The sequence below is a fragment of the Hanstruepera marina genome, from assembly GCF_019880635.1.
GTDB lineage: Bacteria > Bacteroidota > Bacteroidia > Flavobacteriales > Flavobacteriaceae > Hanstruepera > Hanstruepera marina.
The window spans coordinates 103,118-120,289 of sequence record NZ_JAINVX010000001.1 but is presented as its reverse complement, the minus strand read 5'-3'; the positions used below and the strand labels follow the sequence as shown (position 1 = coordinate 120,289).

Sequence of the window (17,172 nt, the reverse complement as noted above, 5' to 3'; positions counted from 1 at the left end):
TTTTTTTATACACTAATAATTTCGTTATCGTGGAGCAGTTCGTCGCCTCGCAATCGTAAAAATATTTGCGCAACCGCTACAGTATCTTTTTCGCAATAGGTGATTATGCGATCTATGTTATTTTCTTCATAATAAACACGGTAAACCTCACTACCGTCTATGTCATCTTTCGGAGAAGGGATTCCCAAAACATTAGTCAGAAGTTTTAATGAGGTATAGGTTTTGTAGTCACCAAATTTCCAAAGTTCTAGAGTGTCAAGGTGTGGTACTTCCCATGGTTTTTTACCAAAGAGATTGAGTTTGTAAGGCAATTCGATGTCGTGAATTATCATACGTCTGGCTATATAGGGAAAATCAAATTCCTTCCCATTGTGTGCACAAAGCAAGTGTTTGTTTTGGCTAAAATGTGTTAGAAGGAGGTTTTTAAAATCTTTCAATATTTTTATTTCATCACCATAAAATGATGTCACCCGAAAGGTTCTTACGTCACCTTGCATTTTAAAATAACCAACAGAAATACAGATTATTTTACCAAATTCCGCCCAAATACCAGCACGATCGTAAAACTCTTCAGCAGTATAATCTTCCTTGCGTTGGTATTGCGACTTGGCTTCCCATAGGGTTTTTTTTGTGTTGTCTAAATCTGAAAAATGCCGCTTTTCTGGAACCGTTTCAATGTCCAAAAAGAGAATATTTTCAAGATTTAGTTTAGAAATCATAATAATTATTTTTCAAGCATATTATAAGCTTCCTCAATATATGTAATAATATCTGGCGTAAAGGAAGCTATGGCGTCACCAGGTCCTTTTGAATGTCCTAATCTTACAATAATGACATTGTCATTTGGCTCAACAATAACATATTGTCCCAAATGACCTCGCATCATAAAAAATGATTTTCCATTCATCTTTTTTAGCCACCAACCGTAACCATATTCAGGACTAGAATCAAAGCGAGGTGTAATGGATTTTGCGATAAATGTTGAATCTAAAAGCTGTTGTCCGTTCCATTTGCCATGGTCTTTGTAAAGCTTGCCCATTCTTGCAAAATCTTTTGCATTGCTAGCTATACAGCAATAGGCTTTTACCATGTTGTGTTCCTCACTATCAACTTGCCATAATGTAGCGTTTTCAGATCCTAAAGGTTTCCAAAAGCTTTCGGTTAAATACTCATATAATTTTTTACCTGTGGCACGCTCTAAAACCATGGCCAACATTTGTGTATCGCCACTGGCATATTTATAACCTGTCCCAGGTTCGCGAACGACATCAAGCCCTAACATCACCTTGTCTAAATCGTCATCAAAATAGGCGCGTGTTGTAATAGAAAATGGCGAATAATAACGTTCGTCCCAATTAGTCCCAGAAGCCATGGATGACAAATCACCAACAGTAAGCATTGTTGCTTTCTCATCTTTTCCTTCGCAAAATTCTGGAATAAAATCGCAAACGGGTTGATCAAGAGTTTTTATATAACCATCCATGATGGCTTTCCCCAGCATGGCAGAAACATAACTTTTTGCCATGGAGAAAGAATTGGATTTTGAATTTTCATCAAAACCATCATAATATTCTTCAAACCAAATACTGTCATTTTTGATTATGATATAGGCTATGGTTCCGTTTTGGTCATTTATTTTTTTTAATGTTTCGGTTGCTTTAACTGTATTGTAGTCTTTATGATTTGGCCAAGGGTGTGGTGTGTCATTTTCAACTACTGCATTGTCAAAATGCTTGTAATCTTCAAGATAGGCTGTTGTATAGCCTTTTAAATAGATAGTTCTAACAGCTTTTAGTAGATAATCAGTATCGGTTAAGTAGAGTACAATAATGAGCAGTCCGAAAACGATAACAACCCATTTAAGGAGTTTTTTAAAAAATTTCATTTGGTAGTTTTAGTAACTAAATATAGTAAAATTCACTAAAAAAGTGATTGTTGCTTGTAAGGACTTTCATGTTCCAGCAACCATTGCTTTCTATGTAACCCACCAGCATATCCTGTCAGGCTGCCGTCACTACCGATAACACGATGACATGGCACAATAATCCATAAAGGATTTTTACCATTGGCATTTGCCACAGCTCTTATGGCTTTCACGTCACCTAGTTTTTTAGAAAGGTCAAGATAGGATAGCGTTTTGCCAAAAGGAATATTTAACAATTCGTCCCAGACCTGTTTTTGAAAATCCGTGCCTTGCGGATTTAACTTTAAGTCGAACGTTTTGCGTTCACCCCTGAAGTATTCATTAAGTTGATAAACACAATCTTCGAGTACATTTGGAATAATATCGGAAACCATTTCATCAGAATTTAGAACGGTTATGGATTCAATACCATTTTCATTACCAGTAATTTTGGTAAAACCAAGAGGTGATTGGATGATACAGGACTCCATTAGTTATCTGCTTCAGGGTTATTAATGATGCCCAATTTTTTAGCACGAGCCTCCCAGTTTTTGCGCGCTTGCAACTGTAAGTCAGATACGTTATCGCTTTCGTCCATGATTTCAAGTCCGAGCAGGGTTTCAATAACATCTTCCATCGTTACTAAACCGCTAACCGAACCATATTCGTCAACCACCAAAGCCATGTGGTTACGGCTTTCAACAAGTTTTTCAAAAAGGATAGGAATAGACAGATCTCTATCTACAATTATGATATTTCGTTTTAATTCTGACAGTCTTTTTTCACCATTATCCAGAGCCATTTCCTTAAAAACATCATCTTTTAAAACAAGACCTTTTATATTGTCCTCATTATCTACATATATGGGTATTCTTGAAAAGCGTAAGTTTAGGTTTTTATTAAAAAATTCTTCAACGGTGGAATTTTCGTTTTCAGTTTTCATTACTGTTCTAGGCGTCATAACATCTTTTGCCTGAACATCTTTAAAGGTCAATAGGTTTTTGATAACCTTACTTTCACTTTCCTGAAATACACCTTCTTCATGAGCCATATCGGTCATAACCATAAAGCCTTCGCGACTCAAAACACTACCATGTGCACTACCGCCAATAAGTTTAGTGGTAAGGCGTAACAACCATAAAATACCTGTCCATTTTAAAGGAAAAATTAAGATAGTCAATGCCTTTGAAGTAAAATTGGCTAATTGTTTCCAGTAGGTTGCGCCTATAGTTTTAGGTATTATTTCAGAAGCAATTAAAATCAAAAGCGTCATGATTGCTGAAACTATACCTACGGTATTGATCCCAAAAACCTCAACATCATAAGGTAATTTTTCAGCTTCAATACCTACCATCATGGCACCCAAAGTGTGTGCAATAGTGTTTAGTGTGAGAATGGCAATTAGTGGTTGGTCAACATCTTTTTTTAAATTTTCTAACGTCACAGCATAGTCCTTGCCCTCCTGTTTTTTGACATTAATAAATGTGGGTGTTACACTCAATAAGACAGCTTCAAGGATAGAACATAAAAAGGAGAAGAAAATGGAAATGGTTGCCCAAAAAATTAATGCGCTCATTAATGTAGAATTAGATTATGGCTAATTTACGAAATCAATTTCACAATATCCTTTGCAAAATAAGATGCAATTATATCTGCACCTGCGCGTTTTATGGCAGTCACTTGCTCCATCATAACAGCATCGTGGTCTAGCCAGCCTTTTTCAGCGGCTGCTTTTAACATGGCATATTCACCAGAGACTTGATAAACAGCAACAGGAACATCAACTTCGTTTTTAATTTCTCGAACAATATCTAAATAACACAACCCTGGTTTTACCATGACAATATCGGCACCTTCATCAATATCCATTTCGGTTTCCCTAATGGCTTCAAAACGGTTGGCTGGATCCATTTGATAGGTTTTTTTGTCCTTTGGGATATTTACCATGTCAACAGGCGCTGAATCCAGTGCATCACGAAACGGTCCATAAAATGCAGAAGCATATTTAGCCGAGTAACTCATAATACCAGTATTCGTAAATCCTTCATCTTCTAAAGCTTCACGAATACTCAAAATGCGACCATCCATCATATCACTTGGCGCAACAAAATTGGCTCCTGCTTGAGCATGTGACACACTCATTTCGGCTAAAAAATCAACGGTATCATCATTAACAATCACGCCATTTTCAATAATACCATCATGGCCATAAACCGAATATGGATCTAATGCCACATCTGTCATGACCAACATGTCAGGACAAACATTTTTTACCGTTTTTATAGCACGTTGCATCAACCCATTAGGGTTTAAGGCTTCAGCTCCTTTGTTGTCTTTTAAATTGTCTGGGACTTTAACGAATAACAACACCGATTTTAACCCTAACGACCATAATTCTTTGACTTCTTTTTCCAATAAATCCAGACTGTAACGAAAGTAATTGGGCATGGAAGCAATTTCCTCTTTCACACCTTTGCCTTCAACAATAAAAAGCGGTACTAAAAAATCGTTTGGTGTTATAATGGTTTCACGAACCAAACTCCTGATGGATTCATTGGTTCTTAATCGGCGGTTTCTTCTTAATGGATACATGTTTAGTTTTTTATTTTTTCAATTTCGTTATTCAACTTATTTTGCATTTTATCGGCAAAAGCAACTAGGGATTTAGGTGCTTTAAATCGATATCCTATAAATATTTGAAAGTAAGGAATGTTATCATTTACTCGCGTGGATCTATCAGCATCATGGTTTAATATTAAATAACTGTAATGAGTTCCTAAATATAAATTATCAATATCATAGGTTGCCGAAGCTCTAAAGTTCAATTCTGTCAATAGCGTTGTTAATGAATCTTCACCGTCATATTTTGAATAATTCAACCCAATTCCAGCCGATATACCTGCAGAAAGTAAGATGTTTTTCGTGGGCACAAAATTATAATAATAGGAAGGTGCAAAGGCAATGTCGAAAGACTTGTAGTCATCATCAACAGGTGGATTAACCAGATCTGTTTTTAAATTGAACTTAGAGTAATAATATATAATTCTTGGAATAAAGCTTCCGGTGCTTTTAAGTTGTTTTTCGTCTTGAGAGGTTATAGCCCTGAACGAAAAATTCTCATTCCAGATATAAGATGTCGCACCACCGATTTTAAAGTTTCTAGTTTTTGGTAAATAGACCGAAACATTATCATCACTTAAATAGAACCCTTTTTCGTTGAAAAGGTCAAAGGTTTGCATAAAATGTTTTCCAAAAAAAGTTCTTAAGTTAAGGTTGAAAAGCTTTGAATCTTTATTGTCTTCGTTTTCAGCCAAGAAATCAGGTGCAAAAGAATAAGAAGCGGTTATGCCTCTAAAGGAAACTGAAGCACCAATACGGTTTTGTTTATTGGGCTCAAGGTTAAAGGACACATCTGAATTACGATCTTTAAGTTGAAGTGAGTTGGATGTGTTTACATAAAAAGTCCGAACAGTTATTCTATTGGGATAAGAAACTTTGTATTCTGTTTCATTTTTGTAAACAATTTCTTCTTCGGTTTCTTGGGAAAAACTTAATAAGGGTAGCGAAAATAAAAGGGCACACAGAATATTATTTTTTATACCCATGATTTTGTCTTAATAGGAAGATAACTTATTCTAATATTTCTTGATAATTGGTTACATTTATCGAAAGCAAAGTTAATCATAAAAAAGCTATTTTATATTGATTGAATCGTTAGTTCGTTTAGAATTTAATTTTTCATGGAGAAGCTATCAGAAAAACCTATTAAAAAGCTTTGATAGTCATATATCTGATAATCATTTTCACGTCATTGCACCTCCTGGTTCCGGGAAGACTATTTTAGGAATTGAAATTATTCGAAGGTTGGGTAAAAAGACTTTAGTACTTACCCCTACGCTTACAATAAGAAACCAATGGGAAGATCGGTTACAGTCCTTTTTTACCACAGATAAAAATTATCAATCGTACTCTTTTGATTTAAAATCTCCAAAGGATATTACGTTTGTTACTTACCAATCGTTACATGCTTTTTACAAAACTTTTAATGATAAGGAAAAGTATTATGCGTTTTTTGATAAACACAACATTGAAACACTTGTTTTAGATGAGGCTCATCATTTAAAAAATGAATGGTGGAATTGTTTGTTTACTTTAAAAAACAACAATCCATTTTATGTTGTAGCATTAACAGCAACACCTCCTTACGATAGCAATAGAAGCGAAGTCTCTAAATATTTTATGCTTTGTGGAGAAATTGATGATGAAATTGCAGTTCCAGATTTGGTAAAGGAAACCGATTTATGCCCACATCAAGATTTCGTTTATTTTTCTAAACCAAAAGATGTAGAGATTAATTTTATTGTTGATTATAGACGTAAAATAGCAGATTTTAAAGATGAATTATTAAAAGATAAAACCTTTATTTCTTTTATTAAAAATCACCGTTTTTTTAAGCTTCCTAATTTTCATTTGGAAGAGCTTTATTCTAATACAGAATACTTTTCGTCAATACTAATTTTTTTAAATGCATGCGGTGTAGAGATTGAGCAAACTAAATTAGAAGTTTTAGGGTTTAGAAGTAATGAGGTTATATCTTTTCCCAAATTTCAACTAGAATGGTTAGAAATATTATTTCAAAATTTATTAGTTAAAGATCGAGACCAACTAAAAGAGCATGAAACTTACTTGCTAAACCTAGAGAAACATTTAAGACGTTTAAATGTTTATAACAGGAAGAAAGTAAACTTTGTTGGCGACGATTTGTTATATAAATCGTTATCTAATAGTCCAAGTAAACTAAAAAGTATTGTTAGTGTTGTAACGGCAGAAAGAGATAGTTTAGGCGAAGACTTGAGGTGTGTTGTGTTAACAGATTATATAAGAAAAGAGTTTTTAGATATTAAGGAAGATGCAATTGATGGTATTAATAAAATTGGGGTGATTCCTATTTTTCATTTTATAAGATGCTATTGTAAAAAAAGGGAAGAAATAGCTGTGCTTTCAGGGAGTTTAGTTATTATTCATAATTCAATCTTAAAAGCCTTTAATGGTTTAGAAAACAGTAGAGATTTCTCATTCAAACCTTTACAAATAGATGCGGACTTTTTATTAGTTTCATCAAAAAACAAAATAAAGAAAGGTGTTGTGAATGCTATTACCACACTTTTTGAAAAAGGAGACATTAAAGTTTTAGTTGGTACAAAATCATTGCTTGGGGAAGGTTGGGATGCGCCATCAATTAATAGTTTGGTTTTGGCTTCGTTTGTAGGTTCATTTGTATCGTCAAACCAAATGAGAGGCAGAGCAATAAGGAAGGACTTTAATAAACAAAATAAAACAGGAAATATTTGGCATTTAGCATGTATAGATCCTACTGCTTTAAATGGAGGTAAAGATGTTGATATATTAAAGAGACGATTTGAAGCATTTGTTGGTGTTACAAATAATGAGATCCCTTATATTTCAAATGGCTTTGACCGTTTAGGCTTTCCTGGAGTTATTGAAAACATTGAAACATTAAACTCTAAAACTTTAGAACAAGCTAAAAATAGAAATGAGATAAGTAAAAAATGGGAAAATGCCATTGAAAAGGGAACAAGGTTAAATAAAGAGGTTAAACTTATTCATTTAGGAGACATACCCTATAGAAAACAAAAACAAGTTTATTATTTTGATGCTGTTAAGTTTTTTGTTGTTGAACTATTTTTTGCCATGATGCTGTTCTATTTAGAGTTTTTTTTGAAAAGTTTTCATATTGTTTTACAAAAAGGAATTGTATATTTTTTATATGCATTTGCCATGGCTTTTTTAGCAACATTTGGGTATAAATTATATAAAGCAGTTAAACTATATTTTAGGCATGGATATTTACATAAAAAAATAAAGAAATTTGGTGTAATAATACTCAACACACTATATGAATTAGGGTATATGACTAGCAGTAAACGTTCTGTTTCAGTAGAATCTATATTGTTGAATAATGGCGATGTTACTTGTAGAATAATAGGTGGGAGCTTGTATGAAAACGAATTATTTTCAACAGCATTAAGTGAATTGATTGATCCAATAAAATCACCCAGGTATTTAATCGTAAAAACAAATTTTTTTAGAAAGAAATTAGATGTTGAGAATTTTTATCCAGTACCTGAAATTTTTGGAGATAAAAAGTCTAATGTTTTAGTTTTTCAAAAAAATTGGAAATTTATTTTAGGAGCAAATAAGTTGTTTTATACAAGACAAATTGAAGGTAGAAAACTATTGTTAAAAGCACGATTATTTCATGTTTATAACGCATTTAGAAAGGTGTCGAAAGAAGTTTTAATTTGGAAGTAATCTTGTTATTTGTACTAAACCCAATCTTTAGGATTTCTTAATACTTCAACTAATTTTTCTTCATCACTACCAGCTTCAGGGTGATGGTCGTACACCCATTGTACATGTGGGGGCAAACTCATTAAAATACTTTCAATGCGACCGTTGGTTTTTAGACCAAACAAGGTGCCTTTGTCGTGAACTAAATTAAATTCAACATAACGACCGCGACGAATTTCCTGCCAATTGCGTTGTTCTTGAGAAAATGGTAAATCTTTTCTTTTTTCAACTATAGGAACATAGGCTTCTAAAAAACTATCACCAACCTCTGCAACAAAGTTAAACCATTTTCCCATAGACATAGTACTAGTAGCTTTGCAATAGTCAAAAAACAAACCGCCAATGCCTCTGGCTTCATTCCGGTGCGAATTGTAAAAGTATTCATCGCATCTAGTCTTATAGGTTTCGTAAAAATCGGGATTATGCTTATCACAAGCGGTCTTACAAACCTTGTGGAAATGTTTGGCGTCTTCCTCAAATAAATAATAAGGTGTTAAATCTTGACCGCCACCAAACCATTGGTCAACGATGTCACCATTTTGGTTGTACATTTCAAAATAGCGCCAATTGGCATGAACGGTTGGAACCATTGGGTTTTTAGGGTGTAAAACCAGACTCAAACCACAGGCAAAAAAGTTTGCTTCAGAAACACCAAAATGCTTACGCATGGTTTCAGGCAATTCGCCATAAACAGCTGAAATATTGACACCGCCTTTTTCAAACACATCACCGTTTTCAATAACACGCGTTCTTCCGCCACCGCCTTCAGGTCGTTTCCAGATATCTTCTTGAAATTGTGCATTGCCATCAATAGCTTCCAATTTAGAAGTAATGGTATCTTGTAAATCTTGTATGTATTGATAGAATTTATCTTTCATGGTATAATTCATATAACTCCATATCAAGAGTGTCTTCACCTGGAGGCGTGTATTCTTTTAATAATGTTTCTTTCCAAGTGAAATTATTATTGGTTGCTACTTTTATACTGGATATATTACTTTTATTTACTATAATCCGAAGTGTTTTGAGGCCTAAAGTTTTGAATGCATACTCGGAAAGCAATCTAACAGCTTTAGTGGTTAGTCCTTTTTCTTCAAATTGATAACCAATACAATATGCAAATTCACCTTGTTTTATTCCCCAATCAAGTTCTTTTATATAAATTATTCCTACTAATTGATGAGACACTTTTTCCTTTAGGAGGTATACGAACTCTTCATTTGCTAAAAATTGCTTGACTTTTTTTACTGCAAATGATTTGGCAAGATTAGGAGTTAAATTTTGATATAGGGTTTGTGGGAAAAAGCGCTTTAAACGATCTTCATTGGAAACAACAAAGTCACAAATTGACCAAGCATCTTTTTCTTGAATAATATCTATATAATATGAATCAAAATTAGCAATCAAAATTTAACTTTTGTATTCTTTTACAGCATCAATAAAGGCTTTGGCGTGGTCTAATGGAATATTAGGTAGAATACCATGGCCCAAGTTTACAATGTATTTATCCTTGCCAAATTCATTGATCATTTGGGTTACCATCTTTTTAATTTCTGCAGGCGGTGAAAACAATCGTGTTGGATCAAAATTTCCTTGTAGCGTGATATTGCCACCTGTTAAATAGCGTGCATTTCTTGGCGAGCACGTCCAATCAACACCCAAAGCCGATGCCTTACTTTTGGACATATCGTTTAGGGCAAACCAACAGCCTTTTCCAAAGGCGATAACTGGAGCATCTTCATGCAACGCCTCTATAATTTGATTGATATATTGCCACGAAAACTCCTGGTAATCAGTTGGTGATAACATGCCGCCCCAAGAATCAAATACTTGAACTGCATTACAACCTGCTTGTATTTTTTCCTTTAAGTAAGCAATTGTAGTGTCCGTAATTTTTTGCAACAACTGATGCGCTGCAACAGGATTAGTGAAGCAGAATTCTTTGGCTTTATCAAAGTTTTTGCTGCCTTGCCCTTGAACACAATAACATAAAATAGTCCAAGGTGAACCTGCAAAACCAATTAAAGGAATTTCATCGTTTAATTTTTCTTTGGTAGCTTTTATGGCTTGGTAAACATAATTAAGAGCCTCTTTTACATCAGGAACAATAACATTATCTACATCTTTTTGAGAGCGAACAGGATTTGGTAAATACGGACCAAAATTAGGTTTCATTTGTACCTCAATGTTCATGGCTTGAGGGATAACCAAGATATCGCTAAACAAAATAGCGGCATCCATACCATATCGTCTAATGGGCTGAACTGTGATTTCACTAGCCAGTTCTGGTGTTTGACAACGAGTAAAGAAATCATATTTAGCTTTGATTTCCATAAATTCTGGAAGATAGCGACCTGCTTGACGCATCATCCAAACAGGAGGTCTTTCAACCGTTTCGCCTTTTAAGGCTCTTAAAAATAAATCGTTACGAATACCTGTGGAAACAGGTATCTCTTTATTTATGCTGCTCATATCTTTCAATTATTCCTGAAATACAGGTGTTTCAAAATTTAATTAAATAAGATTCCTGCCTACGCAGGAATATAATGTTCGTTTACCAATTCAATAACACTTTCAATGGTAGGTACTTTTGCAATGCGTATATCCTTAAAATGTTTTTTGGCTTCTTTAGCAGTTGTTTCACCTATGCAAAAAGCAATCAGTTCTGCATTGTTTTCCTGTCTGTAGCTTTGAACGGTTGAAGGACTGTAAAACATAACACCTTCAACAGAATCCTTGAGTTTTACCGCGTCAAATTTGGTTTGATAGGCTTCAACTTCTTGAACTTTAATATTGTTTTCTTCTAAAATGGAAGGCAATGCATCTAATCGTATATCACTACAGAAATAGGTAACTTCAGTCCCTTCAATATATTCTACTAAATATTCAGCCAATTTTTGGGCATTCTTTTCGCTGTGTTTAACAGAGCCAATTCGTTTTTCAACAAGCTTTTTGGTTCGTCTGCCAACACAATAAATATTCTGAAACTGTAATTCGGGCGTAGAAAAATTATGCAACAAGGCTTCAACGCTATTCTTACTGGTTATAACAACATTTTGAATCGGGTTTCTGACCACTTGAGGTTTTATTCTATTTAAACTGATTTTCACAAAATCGGAGCTATCCACACCAATATTCTCATGAAACAACTGCAGTTGGTCATCGGTTAATGTCTTGGTAGAATAAATCTTGGTTTCATTAGCCGAACGTTTAATATTGTCCATTAAGCGCTTGCCACCACGTTCAATAATGTAATTGGCACAAAAATTTGCTAAATCGTGATGGTGTCCCAATTTTTCAGAACGTTTTACTTCAATTTTCTTGCTGCCATCGGTACTTAATAAAACGCCTTCAAGGGTTATTTCTTCATCTTTAATGAAAGCCAAAGCTCCAATTGGAGCCGTGCAGCCACCTTCCAACTTATTTAAAAACTCACGTTCAATACTGGTACAAATTTCGGTTTCCTCATGGTTTAATTCGGAACAGATGGCACGTATTTCCTCATCTTCTTCAAGAGCTGTAATCATAATGGCGCCTTGAGCGGGAGCAGGAATCATCCAATTTAAATTAATGGCATTTGTTGGGCGAAGTCCAATACGGCCAATACCAGCCGCAGCAAAAATAGCGGCATTCCAATGGTCATTGTCTTCTAATTTCTGTAAACGGGAATTAACGTTGCCTCTTAAATTTTCAATTTTGTGGGTTGGGTATCGGTTCAGCCATTGCGCACGACGCCTTAAACTACCTGTGGCAATAACGGCATTTTTGGCACCCAAAAACTCTTCATTATTTTTAAAAACAAGTGTATCACGAACATTCCCACGTTTTAAAACAGCTGCCTGAACAATACCATTTGGTAAAACCGTAGGAACATCTTTTAAGGAATGTACTGCAATATCAATATCATTGTTGAGCATGGCAATATCAAGTGTTTTAGTAAAAATACCTGTTATACCCAACTCGTAAAGCGGTTTGTTTAAAACAATATCTCCCGTAGATTTTACAGGGACCAATTCTGTTTTGTGACCTAAATGCTCTAATTGATTTTTTACAATATTGGCTTGGTATAAGGCGAGCTCGCTATCGCGAGTACCTATTCGGATTGTTCTAGACATGATGGGTAGTTTCTTCTAATTGAAACACTTTTTTTATAAGCTCTAAACTATCGTTTGTAGAAATAGCATCATCTTTTAAATGATGAGCAAAATGATTGGTTATTTTTTGAATGATATTATTGCTAATTATTTCGGCTTGCTCTTCGTTAAAGTCAGCTAACTTTTTGCGTTGAGAATCCAATTCGGCAGCTTTAAAATCCTGAAGTTTATTTTTTAAGGCTTTAATGGTAGGTGCAAATTTGCGTGTTTGTAGCCAGGAATTAAATTCAGATTCTACGTCTTTAATTATGTTTTCAGCTAGTGGAATATCCTGTTTGCGTTTTTCCAACGTATCATCAGTAATTTTTGATAGATAATCCAAATGAATAAGCTTAACAGTATCTAAATCCAAAACATTTTCATTCACATTTTTAGGGATAGATAAATCTAAAATAAGAAGCTCTTTATGGTTTTGAATAATGTCTTTATCAACTGTAGGATGTTGAGCTCCAGTAGCCACTATTAAAATGTCACAAGCATTTATTTCTTCTTGTAAATTGGCGTAATCCTTTACTGTTAAATTGAATTTTCCAGCAACAGCTTCAGCTTTTGTTTTAGTACGATTTATTAGGGTAATGTGCGGATTTTTTGTGTGCTTGATTAAGTTTTCACAAGTGTTTCTGCCTATTTTTCCTGTACCAAAAAGTAAAATGTTTTTACTTGAAATATTTTTAACGGTATTCAATATGTATTGAACCGACGCAAATGAAACTGATGTAGCTCCAGTTGAAATATTGGTTTCTGTCTTAATGCGTTTACTGGCTTGTATTACGGCATTAATAAGTCGTTCTAAAAACGCATTCAACAACCCTTTTTGTTTAGAAGTGATTGCCGCCTGTTTTAATTGTCCAATAATCTCAAAATCGCCCAATATTTGACTATCCAATCCAGAACCCACTCGAAACAAATGCGAAATGGCGTCACTGTTTTTGTAAACGAAAGCCACTTTTTGAAATTCTTCAACGGTCCCAATGGTATTGTCGCAAAGCAATTTGATAAGTTGAAAAGGATGCTGTGCAAAACCGTATATTTCTGTACGGTTACATGTAGACGTCACTATTAAACTCTCGATGCCTTCATTTTTCGCCTGTTCCAATAATTTAGATTTGGCTTCAGCGTCCAAACTAAAGTGACCACGAATTTCCGCATCGGCTTTTTTATAACTTAAACCAATGGCGTAAAATGAATTGCCTTTTGAAATATTGTAGTGCTCCATTACCTGACTTGGATATTACCAAGCAAAAATAGAATGGATATATTAATAAAAATAACGCCAAAAGAACTTTTAGTATCGCTTGTCGTTTTTTAATGAATAAATATTAAATAATATGATAATTGTCATACTTTTGCTGTTATATCAATACTTTTGATTAATTTAGTTTAGAACCATTCTAAATAAAATAATATTATGCAAGAAAATAATCAGCCTAAAAGTATCGCTAAAGGATCTTTTGAGGAATCATTTATTGACGATGGTTTTATAGTTTTAACATTTCAAAATAATTCGAACGAAGTTAAAATAGTTGAACGTGAGATAGATAGCAGTTATATACAATTTCACTTTTGTATTAAGGGTTCTAGCGCATTTCAGTTCAATAATGGAACTTACACTCTAAATATTCAGGAAGAAACGTCTTTGTTGTTATATAATCCTGAACGTGATTTACCAATTTATATGGATGTTAACCCAAATTCTTGGTTGGTTTCCATTTTAATTTCCATAAAAAAGTTCCATCGCCTGTTTTCGCAAGAAGCTGACTATATTACGTTTTTAAGTGAAGATAACCGTCATAAAAAATATTATAAAGATGGTAAAATTACACCGTCTATGGCCATTGTTCTGAATCAATTGGTGAATTATAATTTGAATCAATCTATAAAGAATCTTTATTTTAAAGGGAAAGCATACGAATTATTAAGCTTGTATTTTAACAGAAATGAAGATGCCAATATTGAGCAATGTCCGTTTTTGGCTGATGAAACCAACGTTATAAAAATCCGTAAGGCAAAAGATATAATTATTTCTAGAATGGCTGAACCGCCAACTTTACAAGAATTGGCCGATGAAATTCAGTTGAGCTTAAAAAAATTAAAAGAAGGCTTTAAGGAAATTTATGGCGACTCGGTTTTTAGCTTTTTATTTGATTACAAGATGGAAGTAGCCAGAAAATTATTGGAATCGGGAGAGCACAATGTTAATGAAGTAGGATTGCGTGTTGGTTACAGTACGGCAAGCCATTTTATTGCTGCTTTTAAAAAGAAATATGGTACTACGCCTAAAAAATATGTGATGTCCTTAAGCTAACTTAAGGTAAAGAGTTTATTATGAAAAAAGGAATATTATTAGTAAATCTAGGATCTCCAGATAGTCCTAATCCAAAAGACGTTAAAAAATATTTAGGTGAGTTCCTTATGGATGAGCGGGTGATTGATGTGCCACTTTGGGCAAGGAATCTTTTAGTAAAAGGCATTATTTTAAACACCAGACCAAAAGCATCGGCTGAAGCTTATAGAAAAATATGGTGGAACGAAGGCTCGCCACTAATTGTTATTTCAGAACGATTAAGAGATAAGGTGCAAAAACAGGTTAATTACCCTATTGCTTTAGCCATGCGATATGGGAGCATGACCATAAAAAAAGGGTTGCAAGAATTAGTAGATAAGGGTGTTGAAGAAGTTTTACTGATTCCGCTTTATCCCCAATTTGCCATGGCAACAACAGAGACCATTTTAGTTTTAGCTGAAGAGATTAGAAAAACCAATTTCCCCGATTTAAAAATTTCCGATTTACCAGCTTTTTATAACAAGCCAGAATATATTGAAGTACTGTCTAATTCTATAAAAAATCATCTTGAAGGCAAAGATTTTGATCATCTATTGTTTTCCTATCATGGTGTTCCTGAACGCCATATTAGAAAAAGCGATATTACTAAATCCCATTGTAAAATAGATGGCAGTTGTTGTAAAACACCATCAAGTGCTCATGAATTTTGCTATAGGCATCAATGTTATGAGGTCACGCGTTTGGTAGCAAAAAAACTAAATTTAGAAGCAGGGACTTATTCTACCAGTTTTCAATCACGATTAGGATTCGACCCATGGTTGCGACCTTATACAGATAGAACTATTGAGCGTTTAGGGAAGGAAGGCATCAAAAACATGGCTATTGTAACGCCAGCTTTTGTCAGTGATTGTCTGGAAACTTTAGAGGAGATTGCTATGGAAGGTCAAGAAATATTTCATGAAATAGGAGGTAACAAGTTTACTACGGTACCTTGTTTAAATGACGATGATGCTTGGGTTGGTATTTTGGCCAATTGGATGAATGAATGGGCAACATCTGAAACCGTTTTATCTGAATGAAAAAAAACACTTCAGTTGATTTAGGAACAGAGCCCATAAGTAAATTACTTATCAAACAAGCCGTGCCAGCTTCTATCGGAATTTTGGTTATGTCGCTCAATATTTTGGTAGACACCATTTTTGTTGGTAATTGGATTGGGTCAACAGCCATTGCAGCAATAAATGTTGTGCTTCCAGTATCCTTTTTTATCGCTGCTCTTGGTATGAGTATTGGTGTTGGAGGGTCTTCAATAATTTCTCGAGCACTGGGTGCCAACAACAGAAATAAAGCTTTAAAAACATTTGGGAATCAGATAACCTTAACGTTGTTATTAACAGTTACAATGATAACGTTTGGTTTGTATTACGTAAACGATATTATTCCTGCTTTTGGAGGAAAAGGAACTATTTTCGAACCTGCAAAAATTTATTATAAAATCGTTTTGTATGGTGTACCATTTCTAGCCTTGTGTATGATGGGGAATACAGTAATTAGGGCAGAAGGTAAACCTAAATTTGCGATGTATGCTATGATGATTCCATCTATTGGTAATTTAATTTTGGACTATCTGCTTATCAATGTTTTAGATTTTGGAATGGCAGGAGCAGCTTGGGCAACAACAGGATCATATTTATTGTGCTTTGCCTTTATTTTTTGGTTTTTTCTTTCTGAAAATTCAGAATTAAAGATTAAATGGAATGATTTCGGATTGGATCTTCCAATTATTAAGGAGATTGGCTCACTTGGTTTTGTAACTTTAGCAAGACAAGCAGTAGTGAGTATCACCTACCTGTTTATGAACAATATTCTATTTGAATTAGGAGGTGAGACCTCAGTAACAGCCTACGCTATTGTAGGACGAATGCTTATGTTTGCTTTGTTTCCGGTTTATGGTATTACCCAAGGCTTTTTGCCGATTGCAGGCTATAATTATGGAGCAGACAAATACAGCCGAGTTCGCGAAAGTATCAATACCGCTATAAAATATGCAGTTGCTTTAGCTACGTTGGTATTTGTTTTATTGATGGTTTTTCCAGAAAGTATTACCAGATTATTTACATCTGACACCGAAGTAATTTCAGAAACACCAAGTGCCATGCGTTGGGTGTTTGCAGCTACACCTATTATCGCGCTTCAACTAATAGGAGCGGCCTATTTTCAAGCTGTTGGAAAAGCAACACCTGCCTTATTGCTCACCTTAACAAGGCAAGGTTTTTTCTTTATTCCATTAATATTCATTTTGCCTATTTTTTATGGAGAACTAGGTGTTTGGATGTCCTTCCCTATTGCAGATGTACTGGCGACTCTTGTAACGGGTTATTTTTTAAACCGAGAAATCAGATTAAATTTAAAATCTGGAAATGAATAGTGCCTAATAATCCTTATTTTTAGTCCTCGTT

15 protein-coding genes are annotated in these 17,172 nt (G+C 34.4%); 4 read left to right on the top strand and 11 right to left on the bottom strand.

The genetic code is table 11. The features are described 5' to 3' along the window. Positions 1 to 5: 5 nt before the first annotated feature. The 6 genes from K7G76_RS00535 to K7G76_RS00510 are packed head-to-tail and all read right to left on the bottom strand — an operon-like array spanning position 6 to position 5,508. Entirely contained in the window at positions 6 to 719 is a 714-nt protein-coding gene (locus K7G76_RS00535) for a 3'-5' exonuclease (protein WP_223032256.1), read from the bottom strand. Positions 720 to 724: 5 nt separating this feature from the next. Further along, positions 725 to 1,885, bottom strand: a complete 1,161-nt coding sequence (locus K7G76_RS00530; protein ID WP_223032255.1) for a serine hydrolase domain-containing protein — start codon at positions 1,883 to 1,885, stop codon at positions 725 to 727. A 35-nt stretch (positions 1,886 to 1,920) separates the two neighbouring features. After that, entirely contained in the window at positions 1,921 to 2,394 is a 474-nt protein-coding gene (locus tag K7G76_RS00525) for a methylated-DNA--[protein]-cysteine S-methyltransferase (RefSeq protein WP_223032254.1), read from the bottom strand. Next, on the bottom strand, positions 2,394 to 3,479 hold the full coding sequence (locus tag K7G76_RS00520) for a CNNM domain-containing protein (RefSeq protein ID WP_223032253.1): 1,086 nt from the start codon (positions 3,477 to 3,479) through the stop codon (positions 2,394 to 2,396). Before K7G76_RS00520 ends, K7G76_RS00525 begins: the two co-directional genes overlap by 1 nt. A 26-nt stretch (positions 3,480 to 3,505) precedes the next feature. Further along, on the bottom strand, positions 3,506 to 4,495 hold the full coding sequence (gene hemB / locus K7G76_RS00515) for a porphobilinogen synthase (RefSeq protein ID WP_223032252.1): 990 nt from the start codon (positions 4,493 to 4,495) through the stop codon (positions 3,506 to 3,508). A 2-nt stretch (positions 4,496 to 4,497) separates the two neighbouring features. Beyond that, positions 4,498 to 5,508: a DUF4421 domain-containing protein gene (locus K7G76_RS00510; protein ID WP_223032251.1), complete on the bottom strand. Its 1,011-nt coding sequence runs from the start codon at positions 5,506 to 5,508 to the stop codon at positions 4,498 to 4,500. A 97-nt stretch (positions 5,509 to 5,605) separates the two neighbouring features. On the opposite strand from K7G76_RS00510, the gene K7G76_RS00505 reads away from it, so the two are divergent. Next, a complete protein-coding gene (locus K7G76_RS00505) occupies positions 5,606 to 8,236 on the top strand; it encodes a DEAD/DEAH box helicase family protein (protein ID WP_223032250.1) in 2,631 nt (876 codons plus the stop codon). Positions 8,237 to 8,250: 14 nt separating this feature from the next. Here K7G76_RS00505 and hemF read toward each other — a convergent pair whose 3' ends face one another. The 5 genes from hemF to hemA are packed head-to-tail and all read right to left on the bottom strand — an operon-like array spanning position 8,251 to position 13,645. Next, a complete protein-coding gene (gene hemF, locus K7G76_RS00500) occupies positions 8,251 to 9,153 on the bottom strand; it encodes an oxygen-dependent coproporphyrinogen oxidase (RefSeq protein ID WP_223032249.1) in 903 nt (300 codons plus the stop codon). Beyond that, entirely contained in the window at positions 9,143 to 9,682 is a 540-nt protein-coding gene (locus K7G76_RS00495) for a GNAT family N-acetyltransferase (protein ID WP_223032248.1), read from the bottom strand. The genes hemF and K7G76_RS00495 overlap by 11 nt, the downstream gene beginning before the upstream one ends. 3 nt (positions 9,683 to 9,685) lie before the next feature. Continuing rightward, positions 9,686 to 10,747: a uroporphyrinogen decarboxylase gene (gene hemE, locus K7G76_RS00490; protein ID WP_223032247.1), complete on the bottom strand. Its 1,062-nt coding sequence runs from the start codon at positions 10,745 to 10,747 to the stop codon at positions 9,686 to 9,688. 59 nt (positions 10,748 to 10,806) lie between these two features. Next, positions 10,807 to 12,390 carry a hydroxymethylbilane synthase gene (hemC, locus tag K7G76_RS00485; protein WP_223032246.1) on the bottom strand — a complete coding sequence of 528 codons (1,584 nt, stop codon included), beginning with the start codon at positions 12,388 to 12,390 and terminating at the stop codon, positions 10,807 to 10,809. Beyond that, positions 12,383 to 13,645, bottom strand: a complete 1,263-nt coding sequence (gene hemA, locus K7G76_RS00480) for a glutamyl-tRNA reductase (protein ID WP_223032245.1) — start codon at positions 13,643 to 13,645, stop codon at positions 12,383 to 12,385. Before hemA ends, hemC begins: the two co-directional genes overlap by 8 nt. Before the next feature lie 192 nt (positions 13,646 to 13,837). On the opposite strand from hemA, the gene K7G76_RS00475 reads away from it, so the two are divergent. The 3 genes from K7G76_RS00475 to K7G76_RS00465 are packed head-to-tail and all read left to right on the top strand — an operon-like array spanning position 13,838 to position 17,141. Further along, positions 13,838 to 14,734, top strand: coding sequence for a helix-turn-helix transcriptional regulator (locus K7G76_RS00475; protein WP_223032244.1), 897 nt, complete (start codon positions 13,838 to 13,840; stop codon positions 14,732 to 14,734). 20 nt (positions 14,735 to 14,754) lie between these two features. Next, on the top strand, positions 14,755 to 15,792 hold the full coding sequence (hemH, locus tag K7G76_RS00470) for a ferrochelatase (RefSeq protein ID WP_223032243.1): 1,038 nt from the start codon (positions 14,755 to 14,757) through the stop codon (positions 15,790 to 15,792). Continuing rightward, complete coding sequence (locus K7G76_RS00465) at positions 15,789 to 17,141, top strand: MATE family efflux transporter (protein ID WP_223032242.1); 1,353 nt, start codon at positions 15,789 to 15,791, stop codon at positions 17,139 to 17,141. The genes hemH and K7G76_RS00465 overlap by 4 nt, the downstream gene beginning before the upstream one ends. Positions 17,142 to 17,172: the final 31 nt, after the last annotated feature.

Coding starts and splice junctions, on each gene's coding strand:
- K7G76_RS00535 (WP_223032256.1), bottom strand. CDS start 719: ATGATTTCTAAACTAAATCTTGAAAATATTCTCTTTTTGGACATTGAA.
- K7G76_RS00530 (WP_223032255.1), bottom strand. CDS start 1,885: ATGAAATTTTTTAAAAAACTCCTTAAATGGGTTGTTATCGTTTTCGGA.
- K7G76_RS00525 (WP_223032254.1), bottom strand. CDS start 2,394: ATGGAGTCCTGTATCATCCAATCACCTCTTGGTTTTACCAAAATTACT.
- K7G76_RS00520 (WP_223032253.1), bottom strand. CDS start 3,479: ATGAGCGCATTAATTTTTTGGGCAACCATTTCCATTTTCTTCTCCTTT.
- hemB (WP_223032252.1), bottom strand. CDS start 4,495: ATGTATCCATTAAGAAGAAACCGCCGATTAAGAACCAATGAATCCATC.
- K7G76_RS00510 (WP_223032251.1), bottom strand. CDS start 5,508: ATGGGTATAAAAAATAATATTCTGTGTGCCCTTTTATTTTCGCTACCC.
- hemF (WP_223032249.1), bottom strand. CDS start 9,153: ATGAAAGATAAATTCTATCAATACATACAAGATTTACAAGATACCATT.
- hemE (WP_223032247.1), bottom strand. CDS start 10,747: ATGAGCAGCATAAATAAAGAGATACCTGTTTCCACAGGTATTCGTAAC.
- hemC (WP_223032246.1), bottom strand. CDS start 12,390: ATGTCTAGAACAATCCGAATAGGTACTCGCGATAGCGAGCTCGCCTTA.
- hemA (WP_223032245.1), bottom strand. CDS start 13,645: ATGGAGCACTACAATATTTCAAAAGGCAATTCATTTTACGCCATTGGT.
- K7G76_RS00475 (WP_223032244.1), top strand. CDS start 13,838: ATGCAAGAAAATAATCAGCCTAAAAGTATCGCTAAAGGATCTTTTGAG.
- hemH (WP_223032243.1), top strand. CDS start 14,755: ATGAAAAAAGGAATATTATTAGTAAATCTAGGATCTCCAGATAGTCCT.
- K7G76_RS00465 (WP_223032242.1), top strand. CDS start 15,789: ATGAAAAAAAACACTTCAGTTGATTTAGGAACAGAGCCCATAAGTAAA.